This is a genomic window from Aequorivita sp. KMM 9714, assembly GCF_011065475.1.
Taxonomy (GTDB): domain Bacteria; phylum Bacteroidota; class Bacteroidia; order Flavobacteriales; family Flavobacteriaceae; genus Aequorivita; species Aequorivita sinensis.
This window is the reverse complement of the sequence record NZ_JAAGRO010000005.1, coordinates 34,314-45,868: the sequence shown is the minus strand read 5'-3', so window position 1 is coordinate 45,868 and position 11,555 is coordinate 34,314. Positions and strand designations below refer to the sequence as shown.

Genomic DNA, 11,555 nt, shown 5'->3' with positions numbered 1-11,555 from the left:
TCCCGAAAGTTTGATATTTTTATGTTATGAATCTGGCAGGTCTCCTGGCTTGTCTTTTTTGCTACCTTCCCATCTCTATAATTATCAAGACAGTGGTTTTGAAGTATGCATGCCTCAAATTTATCAAGGCCGACTCACAGTTGCGGGAACAGCATAGGATTATTGATTTTTTTATAATGCCGAATTAAACATTCGAGTAAAAAGCATTTAAATCTTTTACCTATTTCCCTTTTAAGAGCATTTTTAAATATGCTCACCAAAATTCGATGCAAAGATAGTCGTTAATTTCAGCGATGAAAAGAAATTATTGTAAAGATTATTATTGAAGTCTCTGAATAGTATTTTAAAAAATATGCTATTGAATCTTTCTGCAACTTTGTGATACCTTTGCGCATCTCGAAAATATTAAACAGCCAATAATGCCAAGTTTTAAAAATCTTATTGTTTTATTCTTTTTCACTTTAGTATTTATCTCTTGTAAAAATGAAACTAAAGAATCTACAGAAAGTGTTTCAGGTGAAGGCAAAAAACTTGAAGTAAAATATGCTAATGGCTTTGAAATTAAAGCATACGAAGGTTATAAAACAATCACTTTAAAAAATCCTTGGCCAGGAACAGATAAAACTTTCATCTATGCTCTAGTTGAGAAAAATGGTTCTCTTCCAAATCCAGAAAACTATAATGCAGTGGTTGAAATTCCTATTAAGCAGATAGTTGTAACTTCTACTACTCACATTCCTTCCTTAGAAATGTTAGGAGAAACAAATACTTTAATTGGCTTTCCTAATTTAAACTATATCTCTTCGGAAGAGACTAGAAAAAGAATTTCAAACAATGAAATTAAGGAGTTGGGTAAAAACGAAGACATAAACACTGAAATTCTTATCGATCTTTCTCCCGATGCTGTTATTGGTTTTGCTGTTGATGGCAACAACTCTGCGTTTTCAACAATACAAAATGCAAGAATTCCTGTACTTTATAATTCAGACTGGACAGAGGTTTCTCCTTTAGGAAAAGCTGAATGGATAAAATTTTTTGGTGCGCTTTACAACAAAGAAAAAGAAGCCGACAGCATTTTCAGTAAAATTGAATCGGAATATATTTCAGCTAAAAATTTGGCTTCTGAAGCTAAAAAAAAGCCTACCGTAATTAGTGGAGCTATGTACAAAGATGTTTGGTATATGCCACAGGGAAATAGTTGGGGGGCACAGTTTATACAAGATGCTAACGGAGATTACCTTTGGAAAGATTCTGAAGGAACTGGCAGTCTTTCTTTAAGTTTAGAATCGGTATTAGACAAAGGTATTGAAGCAGATGTTTGGATTGGCCCAGCGCAGTTTAATTCTTTAGAAGAAATAAAAGAAGGCAGTCAAGCTTATACCCAATTCAAAGCCTATAAAACTGGGGAAGTATATTCCTATAGTATGAAAAAAGGTGAAAAGGGAGGTGTAATTTATTACGAATTAGCTCCAAATAGGCCAGATTTAGTGCTAAAGGATTTGATTAAAATTCTACATCCTGAAATGTTGCTAAATCATAAATTTCATTTTTTCGATAAATTAAACTAATGCAGACTTCGCAATCATATCGAATTCATTTTTCGGTACTTTTAATAGTGCTGCTCGCTGCATTTTTGGTGAATTTGAGTATTGGCTCTGTTTCAATTCCACTTAAAGAAATCATTTCGGTATTCATTGGAAATGGCTCAACAAAAGCTACTTGGGAGTATATACTAATTGATTATAGACTTCCAAAAGCAATTACCGCAATGCTAGCAGGAGGCGGCTTAGCAATTTCGGGATTGTTGATGCAAACCTTGTTTAGAAATCCTCTAGCAGGTCCATTTGTTTTAGGTTTAAGCAGTGGAGCAAGCTTAGGAGTTGCTATTTTAATTTTAGGTGCAAGTGCATTTGGAGGCTTTTTTGGAACAGTGTTACTAAGTCAGTGGAGCTTAGTAATCGCTTCAGCTTTTGGTAGCTTTTTAGTGTTATTGGCAGTGCTAGCTGTTACATTCAGAATAAAAGATACTATGGCTATTTTAATTATCGGACTTATGTTTGGGAGTGTAACTACTGCAGTAGTTTCGGTCTTATCATACTTTAGTAGTGCAGAACAATTACAGCAGTATATATTTTGGTCGTTTGGCAGCTTAGGAAATCAATCTTGGCAAGGTGTAACAATATTAAGCATTTGCTTTTTCGCTGGACTAATCTTGAGCATCTCGAGTAGTAAGTCTTTAAACACACTATTATTAGGTGAAAACTATGCGAAAAGTATGGGAATTCACATTAAAAAAACAACCTTTATAATCATATTAGCAACAAGTATTTTGGCAGGAGGAATTACGGCTTTTGTTGGTCCGATTGCCTTTGTAGGTTTAGCAGTACCGCATTTGGTGCGACAGTTTTATAAAACTTCAAATCACTTAATTTTACTTCCGGCTGTTTTACTTTGTGGGAGTTTGTTAATGTTAATCTGCGACACCATTGCTCAATTACCATTTAGCGAGTTCACATTACCAATTAACGCAATAACCTCACTAATAGGTGCACCGGTTGTAATTTGGCTTTTAGTTCGTAAACGAAAATTATTTTTTTAATGGCTTCAGAAGAAAAAAATATCATTTTAGAAGCTAAAAATCTTGCTGTTGGATACTCCAACAAAAAGAGCGATTCTGTTATTGCTAAAGAGATTAACTTTTCAATTAAACAAGGTGAATTAGTCGGACTTGTAGGTGCAAATGGCATTGGAAAATCTACACTTTTACGTACTTTAACTGGAATGCAAAACCCTTTAAAAGGCGATGTGTTTCTGAATGAAAAACACATTAATAGCTATACTTCTTTTGAGCTTGCAACTGAATTAAGCGTTGTGTTGACTGAAGCTCCAGCCTCTAAAAACTTATCAGTTTTAGAAATGATTTCCCTAGGTAGGCAACCTTATACCAATTGGATTGGAACCCTATCGGAAGAAGATAAAAATGCAATAAATTTCGCTTTAGAAGCAACTGAAACCACTACACTAGCCCATCGAAAATGTTTTGAATTAAGTGATGGACAGATGCAACGAGTGGCAATAGCACGAGCTATAGCACAAGATACACCTATAATAATTCTTGACGAACCAACAACACACCTCGACATCTATCATCGGGCCTATGTTCTTAAATTATTAAAGAAACTAGCTTCAGAAACCCAAAAAACGATATTCTTTTCAACCCACGAAATTGATTTAGCAATTCAGCTGACAGATAAAATGTTGGTAATGGCAAAAGATGAAAATCATTTTGAAAGTCCGTGTAAACTAATTGAATCGGGGAAATTCGATGCTTTATTTCCAAAAGAAACCATTGATTTTGATAGAGAAACAGGGCGTTTTATTATTAAAAGTTAATGAGTTTTAATATTTCTGATTACCTTTTAACTTCTTATCTTTATTCAAAATCAAAAAAGAATGAAACATCTGTTTCATAATAACTTAATTCTACAAAATTGAACGAAACCCTTGTATTCCTACTTTTTGCAGTAGCCTGTCTATTTATTGGAGCATTAATTGGCGGCTATTTTGCTCGTTTAAAAAACAAAGTTGAAACTAGTAAAATTGAAGAAAGACTTCAAAATGCTAAGAAGCTAGAAGATCAATTAAACGAAAGATTAAATACCCTTACTTCTGAGAAAGAACTTCTACAAAAAGAAAAGGAACAGTTGAACATTCAGCTATCTCGTCAAAGTGCAGAATACGATGCACTTTATGCCGAATTGAATAAGGAAAAGGAACGTTTTAAAAACTTCGAGAAAGACTTTGAAGCTAAATTTTCAGTGTTAGCCGATAAAATTTTGATTGATAAAACCGAAAAATTCACTGAAACCAACAAAGAAAATATTGAAGGAATACTAAAACCCTTGAATCAAAAAATTAAAGAATTCGAAGAAAAAGTTGGAAAAAACAATATCGATTTTGTAAAAACACATGCAGAATTAGGGAAACAACTTCAAATACTTAATGAGCAAAATATAAAAATAAGTCAAGAAGCTGATAACCTTACTAAAGCATTAAAAGGCGATTCGAAGATTCAGGGGAATTGGGGTGAAATGATTTTATCTAGGGTTTTAGAAGAGTCTGGTTTAGAGAAAGGTCGCGAATATACAATTCAAGACAGCCATGATAATCCTGATGGTGGCAGATTGCAAACCGATGTTATCATTCATCTTCCGGATGGCAAGAAAATGATAATCGACAGTAAAGTTTCACTTACCGATTTTGAAAGATATGTTTCAGAAGAAGATGAAAAAATAAAACCTGTTTACCTTAAAAAACACATTGAGTCCATAAAAAAACACATCATAACCCTAAGCGAGAAAAAATATTATCACGCTATTAATGACAGTCCAGACACCATTTTTATGTTTGTTCCCATTGAACCAGCATTTGCAATTGCAGTTGCCAATCAAAAAAATCTATACCAAGAAGCTTTTAAACGAAAAGTTATGATTGTTACCCCTTCTACTCTATTAGCCGCTTTACGATTAGTAGAAAACTTATGGGAGAACGACAATCAAAAGAAAAATACTCTTGAGATAGCAACAGAAGCCGGTAGACTTTATGATTCTTTTGTTAGTCTGCTAGATGAGCTAAACAAGATAAAAAGACAACTAGGCACCGTTCAAGGCTCTTTTGACAATGCCTTGGTAAAACTTGAAGGCAAAGGAAATTTAGTGAGAAGAGTTGAAAAACTAAAAAAGCTTGGGGCGATTACAAGTAAAAATATTGATCAAAAATTATTGAAAAACTCTGAAGAATAAATAAGATAGAAATATTAAATAAAGCTATACTTTATTTGACAAATACCCTTTTTTAGTCTACACAAAATTTATGTACATTTATTGAATGAAAAAAATTCTATTCATAATTCTAGGAAGTCTAACGGCATTGTTTATTCTATACTTTGCATTTTTGTATTATGTACCCTATAGCGAAGGAACTCGTGCCGGAGAATTAATAAAATTTAGCAATCGTGGAGTGGCGATAAAAACTTGGGAAGGTGAGATTAGCCAAGGTATAAGCGGCGCTCAAATATTTTCTTTTTCTGTTTTAGACAAAGACAAAGAAGTTATTGAAAAGCTAAAAGAATATCAGGGCAGCTACGTTAAGGTAACCTATATCGAACGATATGCTTCGTTTGCTATTTGGGGAGACACAAAATATTTCATTACGAAAGTAGAAAAAGAAAATTCGCCCCATTTTAATCGAAATTAAACTGAGGCGAATTTTAATTATTTAATCTTTAGTTGTCTATTTTTTAGCAATCTTCAAAGTTGTTTGCATATTTCCTGAAATTATTTTCAGAAAATAAAACCCACTATTTAGTCTACTCATATCCACTTGAACGTAATTACTTCCTCCTTTTCCTTCAGAAATTAAGGATCCTAAAACATTGTAAATTTGATAACTATCTACTTTAAAAATTGAAGTAATAGTCAAATCTGTTTTTACTGGATTTGGATAAAAGTTCAAGTTTTTAATAAACTTATCTTCAGTTGAAAGCTTATTTACTACCGTTACCTTGCCTCGTAATGTCGAATTACCGTGACTTTGATATTCCGTTACACCTGTTTTATTAAAGGTATATGAAAATCGACTTTTTGAATCGGTTAACAACCCACTATCAAAAACTTCACTTCCTCCGTAAATACTAGTAACACTTTTTTGAGAGTTATCTTTCCAAGTCCATAAAACTGTATCACCAACTTCTATAGTAGGACTTGCAACAGATTCATTAATCCCTTGTCCCCATGGAATTTCCACAACATTCTGCGCAGTGAGAATATTCATGGTTAAAAAACATAAGAACAGGGTAATTTTATTCATAAAAGTCTTACTTAACGAGTTAACAATCTAATTTAAGCAAAAAAATTAACATAAAAAATAGATATTCAATAAAAGAATACAGGTTCTATTTACTTAAATACATTTTTCTTCTTGCGTATAAATCGTAAAAAGCATCGTCTTTTAAGCTATCTATAAACAAGATACTCTCTCCTGTACTTTTCATTTCAGGCCCTAGTTGCTTATTAACATTCGGGAACTTATTGAAACTAAACACAGGTTGTTTAATTGCAAATCCTTCAAGTTTTGGGTTAAAGTCAAAATCAGTTACTTTATTATGACCTAGCATTACCTTAGTTGCATAGTTTACATAAGGTTCGCCGTAAGCCTTCGCAATAAATGGAACCGTTCTAGATGCACGTGGGTTTGCTTCAATAATATAAACTACATCATCTTTTATTGCAAACTGTACATTTATAAGTCCAACAGTATTTAAAGATTTCGCAATTTTAATTGTGTGATCTTTTATTTGCTGTAACACAAACTCTCCAATATTAAAAGGAGGCAATGTAGCGTTAGAATCTCCAGAGTGAACTCCACAAGGCTCTATATGCTCCATAATTCCTATAATATATACATTTTCACCATCACAGATTGCATCTGCTTCAGCTTCAATTGCACCATCTAAATAATGATCAAGAAGTAATTTATTATTAGGAATAGTACGAAGTAAATCTACAACGTGCTCTTCTAATTCTTGTTTGTTGATTACAATTTTCATCCCTTGACCTCCTAATACGTATGAAGGACGAATTAACAATGGGAAGTCAAGTTCATCAGCAAGTTTTAGTGCTTGATCTGTAGTTTCAGCTACTCCAAATCTTGGATAAGGAATATCATTTTCTTGTAAAAGTTTTGAGAAACTTCCGCGGTCTTCAGCTAAGTCAAGTGATTGATATGTTGTACCAATTATATTGATTCCATATCTGTCAAGTTTTTCAGCAAGTTTCAGTGCGGTTTGCCCACCTAACTGAACGATTACTCCTTCAGGTTTTTCGTGACGAATAATATCGTAAATATGTTCCCAGAAAACTGGTTCGAAATACAATTTATCAGCAACGTCGAAATCTGTAGATACAGTTTCTGGGTTACAGTTAATCATTATTGTTTCATATCCACATTCTGCAGCAGCTAAAACACCGTGCACACAGCAGTAATCAAATTCAATACCCTGCCCTATTCTATTTGGACCTGAACCAAGAACAATAATTTTCTTTTTATCGGTTACTATACTGTCATTTTCAGCATAAGGCTTCTCGCCTTCACGCTGCATATCATTCTCAAAAGTTGAGTAATAGTAAGGAGTTTCAGCTTTAAATTCTGCCGCACAAGTATCTACTAATTTATAAACGCGTTGAATATTCATTTCCTCACGTTTTGTATAGATTTGGCTTTCTAAACATTTCAGCATATGAGCAATCTGACGATCCCCATAACCTTTTTGCTTAGCTTCCAATAACAATTCTCTTGGAAGTGTTTCTAAAGTATAACTAGAAATTTCCTTTTCAAGCAGGAATAGCTCTTCATATTGACGAAGGAACCACATATCAATTTTAGTGATCTCGTGAATTCTACTTAATGGAATTCCAATTTGAATAGCGTCATAAATCACAAAAACACGATCCCAGCTTGCATTTTTCAACTTATCTAGAATCTGCTCGTAATTGGTATATCCTTTTCCGTCAGCTCCAATTCCGTTTCGTTTAATCTCAAGAGATTGCGTAGCTTTATGAAGTGCTTCTTGGAAAGATCGACCAATACCCATAACTTCTCCAACAGACTTCATCTGAAGCCCTAAAGTACGGTCAGAACCTTCAAATTTATCGAAATTCCAACGTGGAATTTTCACAATTACATAATCTAAAGTAGGCTCAAATAAAGCTGAAGTAGATTTAGTAATCTGGTTGTTTAATTCGTCTAAGTGATAACCAATCGCAAGTTTTGTAGCAATTTTAGCAATAGGATATCCTGTTGCTTTAGAAGCTAATGCAGATGAACGTGAAACACGAGGGTTGATTTCAATTGCAATAATTTCCTCATCATCATCTGGGCTAACTGCAAATTGCACATTACATCCACCGGCAAAATCACCGATACTACGCATCATGTGAATTGCCATATCACGCATTTTTTGGAAAGTGCGATCGTTTAGCGTCATCGCAGGTGCAACCGTAATAGAGTCACCCGTATGGATTCCCATTGGATCCATATTTTCAATTGTACAGATAATTACAACGTTGTCGTTATTATCACGTAACAATTCTAATTCGTATTCCTTCCAGCCTATTAAAGCTTTGTCTATCATTACCTCGTGAATTGGAGATATTTCTAGACCTTGCGATAATAGTTCGTCAAAATCTTCTTCTTTATGAACAATAGACGCTCCAGCCCCACCAAGAGTGTATGAAGCTCTAATAACTAAAGGAAACCCAAATTCCTGAGCTATCTCCTTACCTTCTAAATAAGAGGTTGCAGTAGCCTGTGGTGCCATACCAACACCAATCTTCTCCATCAATTCTCTAAACTGCTCTCTATCTTCAGTAATATTTATAGCGTCTATATCTACACCAATAAGTCTTACATTGAAATCCTTCCAAATTCCTTTTTCGTCGGCTTCAATACACAAGTTTAATGCTGTTTGCCCACCCATAGTTGGCAATACTGCATCAATTTGTGGATGCTCCTTTAGGATTTTTATAAGTGATTTTGTTGTAAGCGGTAGTAAATAAATATGATCGGCCATTGAAGGGTCGGTCATAATTGTGGCTGGGTTACTATTAATTAAAATAGTTTCTATACCATCTTCACGCAAAGAACGTAAGGCTTGCGAACCAGAGTAATCGAACTCACAAGCTTGTCCAATTACGATAGGCCCAGAACCAATAATTAAAACGGATTTAATGGAGGGATTTTTAGGCATTTTTTAAAAGGTTTTTTTTAGTGTCGCAAAATTACGACGCTCTTGGGTATAAAAAAAGGTGTTGCTTAGATAAACAACACCTTTTTATTTATAACTTATAAACATTATTTTTTGTGACGGCCTTCTGATGAAACAGAAAGTTTCTTTCTGCCTTTCGCTCTGCGGGCAGCTAATACTTTTCTTCCGTTTACAGAAGCCATACGCTCTCTAAAACCGTGTTTGTTCTTTCTTTTTCTCTTTGATGGCTGAAATGTTCTTTTGCTCATTTTAATATGCTTTAACTTCTGTAATATTTTTTTTAAATACCACTTTACTTAAAGTGGGCGTGTTTACCATAGCTTTTTATCTGCTTAGGCGGGTGCAAATATACAATCAATTTTTATTTTCCCAAATCTAAATATCAATTTATTTTTATTTGTTTTTCATACCTTTGTCGGCCTTTACAAATTCTCATAGATTCAGCCAATGAAATCAATCTACTACTTAGTCTTTTTTTTAAGTTTTGTAAGCTTATACAATGTAGCTGCACAAGAAAAACTTCAATACAACTTTAAAAAGGGAGATGTATTTATGATTGAGCAAAACGCTATTCAAAATATAACTCAAAATATTGACGACAGCGAACACCTTATGACCAATACCGTATACGGAATTTTTAAGATGGAGGTTGTAAATGTTTTAGGCAGTAAATTTGTGTTGGATGTTAACTTTGAAACTTTCAAATTAAAAATAGACTCCAATTTATACGGTGCGTTATCTGATATTGACACTAGTATTCCTGCAAATGACGACAATGTAGAAGCAAAAATTTTTGAGGGCTTAGTGGGACCAAAGTTTCAAATGGTATTATTGCCAACCGGTGAAATAGAATCTATTACTGGAACTGAAAACCTTGTTGAAGGTATGATAAATAATGTTGAAGATATAGATGATTTCACTAAAGCAATGATGAGAAAAAGTGTTGAAAAGGAGTTTAACAACCACGATATGGTTGAAAGCATGCAACAGTTTACATTTATTTATCCTGAAAAATCAGTGAAAACTAATGAAACTTGGGAAAACACTTACACTGGTGATTTTACAGCGAATAACACTTGGAAGTTGATGAATTACTCAAAAACAAACATCAACCTTGAATCTGATGCGATAATTAATTTAAATACCACTGAAGATTCTGTAATTATGGAATTATCTGGTAATCAAAAAACAAAAGCTGTTACAAAAACAGCTACTGGATTCATTGAAACGATGACCGTTACTCAGCAACTAGAAGGAGTATCTATTGCTCTTAATATGAATAATATAGAAATACCTACAACTCTAACATCTACAATAACTTACAAATCTTTATAAAATGTTCAACAAAAACATAAAACTAGTTTTAGCTGCATTAATTATAGGGGCAGCTGTATGGCAATTTACAGAAACAAATATTGGGAATGGAATTATGCTTATTCTCCTCTCTTTAATATTCGTTTTTCTATATTTTAAAAATGAAATTATCCTACTTGCATTTCTTAGACTACGTAAACAAGATTTCGCGGGTGCTAAAAATTGGCTAGATAAGATTAAAAACCCTTCAAGCGCATTAGTTCCTAAACAGGAAGGCTACTACAACTACTTAAACGGGTTGATGGTTTCCCAAACCAATATGGTTGAAGCTGAAAAATACTTTAAAAGAGCTGAAACTTTAGGTTTAAATATGGACGCAGACATGGCAATGACAAAGCTGAATCTTGCTGGAATAGCGATGACAAAAAACCGCAAGAGAGACGCTGAAAAGCTTATGGAAGAAGCAAAAAGACTTGATAAGCACAATATGCTAGACGATCAGATTAAAATGATGAAGCAGCAAATGAAAAAAATGGGGCAGCCAAGACAACAATTTGGAGGCGGTCGTGGAAGAGGCGGAAGACGCTTCTAACCCACACAAACAAATAAACTCTTTTTAAGTTTTAACAATATAAATGATCTTACTTCAATTATATTGTTAAAACTTTATTTTTTCACTACCTTTAAGCAAAGCAAATGCTTATGGGTAGAAATCTACTATATCTCCTCTTTTTATTTTCTTTTTTAGCGCAATCACAGGTTGAGCAACACACCTATTTATCTGAAGCGATTGGAAAGAACATTAAGAAATACACGAAAAATTCTGAAAAAGCGTATTACGATCAGGATTTTAAACGTGCGGATTTCTTATTTGACTCCCTCATAAAGCACGTAGTTACCGGTAGCTATTTAGACAACTTTAAGGTTAGAAAATTATCGGGAAGGAAAACTCAACTACATAAGTTCGAAAAACCAATGTTTTTGATGACCTATGCTTCTTGGTGTACACCTGGTTCAGGTGAAATCCCTGCATTGAATGAAATCGCTGAAGAAAACAAAAACTCTATTGATTTTGTTATTCTGTTTTGGGATTCAAAAGAAAACGTACGCAAGATTGCAAAAGCGTATTCAAAAAATATAAACATCGTTTATATAGACGAAAAAGAAAACACAAACAACCATATTATTGAAGTAATGAAGCACAGTTTAGGCTTCCCTACCTCATTTTTTATGAACAAAAATAAACGTATAGTCGATGTTCGTAGAGGTACACTCCACCCCTATAATGAAAAGTATGAAATTTCCTATCAACTAAATTTTAATTCATTCTTAAACGGAATTACCCTACTTAAAAATTTCAATATTGAAGATAATCAACAATTAGTGGTAAAAGAAAACCCGTAAAGTTATTTTACGG

11 protein-coding genes and 1 riboswitch are annotated in these 11,555 nt (G+C 33.6%); of the genes, 8 read left to right on the top strand and 3 right to left on the bottom strand.

Annotated features, from left to right (window positions below; genetic code table 11):
• Positions 1 to 16: 16 nt before the first annotated feature.
• Positions 17 to 276, bottom strand: a riboswitch (cobalamin riboswitch).
• A gap of 143 nt (positions 277 to 419) precedes the next feature.
• The 5 genes from G3A46_RS11455 (at position 420) to G3A46_RS11435 (ending at position 5,256) form a co-directional block, all read left to right on the top strand.
• Positions 420 to 1,568, top strand: a complete 1,149-nt coding sequence (locus G3A46_RS11455) for an ABC transporter substrate-binding protein (protein ID WP_165149922.1) — start codon at positions 420 to 422, stop codon at positions 1,566 to 1,568.
• On the top strand, positions 1,568 to 2,599 hold the full coding sequence (locus tag G3A46_RS11450; protein WP_165149920.1) for an iron ABC transporter permease: 1,032 nt from the start codon (positions 1,568 to 1,570) through the stop codon (positions 2,597 to 2,599). Before G3A46_RS11455 ends, G3A46_RS11450 begins: the two co-directional genes overlap by 1 nt.
• Complete coding sequence (locus tag G3A46_RS11445) at positions 2,599 to 3,393, top strand: ABC transporter ATP-binding protein (protein ID WP_165149918.1); 795 nt, start codon at positions 2,599 to 2,601, stop codon at positions 3,391 to 3,393. Before G3A46_RS11450 ends, G3A46_RS11445 begins: the two co-directional genes overlap by 1 nt.
• A 98-nt stretch (positions 3,394 to 3,491) precedes the next feature.
• Positions 3,492 to 4,802 carry a DNA recombination protein RmuC gene (gene rmuC, locus G3A46_RS11440; RefSeq protein ID WP_165149916.1) on the top strand — a complete coding sequence of 437 codons (1,311 nt, stop codon included), beginning with the start codon at positions 3,492 to 3,494 and terminating at the stop codon, positions 4,800 to 4,802.
• Positions 4,803 to 4,887: 85 nt separating this feature from the next.
• Positions 4,888 to 5,256, top strand: coding sequence for a 6-phosphogluconate dehydrogenase (locus tag G3A46_RS11435; RefSeq protein WP_165149914.1), 369 nt, complete (start codon positions 4,888 to 4,890; stop codon positions 5,254 to 5,256).
• A gap of 36 nt (positions 5,257 to 5,292) precedes the next feature.
• Here G3A46_RS11435 and G3A46_RS11430 read toward each other — a convergent pair whose 3' ends face one another.
• The 3 genes from G3A46_RS11430 to rpmH all read right to left on the bottom strand — a co-directional run bounded on the left by G3A46_RS11430 (position 5,293) and on the right by rpmH (position 9,072).
• A complete protein-coding gene (locus G3A46_RS11430; protein ID WP_206736011.1) occupies positions 5,293 to 5,832 on the bottom strand; it encodes a T9SS type A sorting domain-containing protein in 540 nt (179 codons plus the stop codon).
• 121 nt (positions 5,833 to 5,953) lie between these two features.
• A complete protein-coding gene (carB, locus tag G3A46_RS11425) occupies positions 5,954 to 8,806 on the bottom strand; it encodes a carbamoyl-phosphate synthase large subunit (RefSeq protein WP_165149911.1) in 2,853 nt (950 codons plus the stop codon).
• A 104-nt stretch (positions 8,807 to 8,910) separates the two neighbouring features.
• On the bottom strand, positions 8,911 to 9,072 hold the full coding sequence (rpmH, locus tag G3A46_RS11420) for a 50S ribosomal protein L34 (RefSeq protein ID WP_139856453.1): 162 nt from the start codon (positions 9,070 to 9,072) through the stop codon (positions 8,911 to 8,913).
• Between the two features lie 199 nt (positions 9,073 to 9,271).
• On the opposite strand from rpmH, the gene G3A46_RS11415 reads away from it, so the two are divergent.
• From G3A46_RS11415 to G3A46_RS11405, 3 genes are all read left to right on the top strand, one after another.
• On the top strand, positions 9,272 to 10,159 hold the full coding sequence (locus G3A46_RS11415) for a DUF6263 family protein (RefSeq protein WP_165149909.1): 888 nt from the start codon (positions 9,272 to 9,274) through the stop codon (positions 10,157 to 10,159).
• Position 10,160: 1 nt separating this feature from the next.
• On the top strand, positions 10,161 to 10,730 hold the full coding sequence (locus tag G3A46_RS11410) for a DUF2892 domain-containing protein (RefSeq protein ID WP_165149907.1): 570 nt from the start codon (positions 10,161 to 10,163) through the stop codon (positions 10,728 to 10,730).
• A gap of 110 nt (positions 10,731 to 10,840) precedes the next feature.
• Positions 10,841 to 11,542, top strand: a complete 702-nt coding sequence (locus G3A46_RS11405; RefSeq protein WP_165149905.1) for a redoxin domain-containing protein — start codon at positions 10,841 to 10,843, stop codon at positions 11,540 to 11,542.
• Positions 11,543 to 11,555: the final 13 nt, after the last annotated feature.

Coding starts and splice junctions, on each gene's coding strand:
- G3A46_RS11415 (WP_165149909.1), top strand. CDS start 9,272: ATGAAATCAATCTACTACTTAGTCTTTTTTTTAAGTTTTGTAAGCTTA.
- carB (WP_165149911.1), bottom strand. CDS start 8,806: ATGCCTAAAAATCCCTCCATTAAATCCGTTTTAATTATTGGTTCTGGG.
- G3A46_RS11450 (WP_165149920.1), top strand. CDS start 1,568: ATGCAGACTTCGCAATCATATCGAATTCATTTTTCGGTACTTTTAATA.
- G3A46_RS11410 (WP_165149907.1), top strand. CDS start 10,161: ATGTTCAACAAAAACATAAAACTAGTTTTAGCTGCATTAATTATAGGG.
- G3A46_RS11405 (WP_165149905.1), top strand. CDS start 10,841: ATGGGTAGAAATCTACTATATCTCCTCTTTTTATTTTCTTTTTTAGCG.
- G3A46_RS11430 (WP_206736011.1), bottom strand. CDS start 5,832: ATGAATATTCTCACTGCGCAGAATGTTGTGGAAATTCCATGGGGACAA.
- G3A46_RS11435 (WP_165149914.1), top strand. CDS start 4,888: ATGAAAAAAATTCTATTCATAATTCTAGGAAGTCTAACGGCATTGTTT.
- G3A46_RS11455 (WP_165149922.1), top strand. CDS start 420: ATGCCAAGTTTTAAAAATCTTATTGTTTTATTCTTTTTCACTTTAGTA.
- rpmH (WP_139856453.1), bottom strand. CDS start 9,072: ATGAGCAAAAGAACATTTCAGCCATCAAAGAGAAAAAGAAAGAACAAA.
- G3A46_RS11445 (WP_165149918.1), top strand. CDS start 2,599: ATGGCTTCAGAAGAAAAAAATATCATTTTAGAAGCTAAAAATCTTGCT.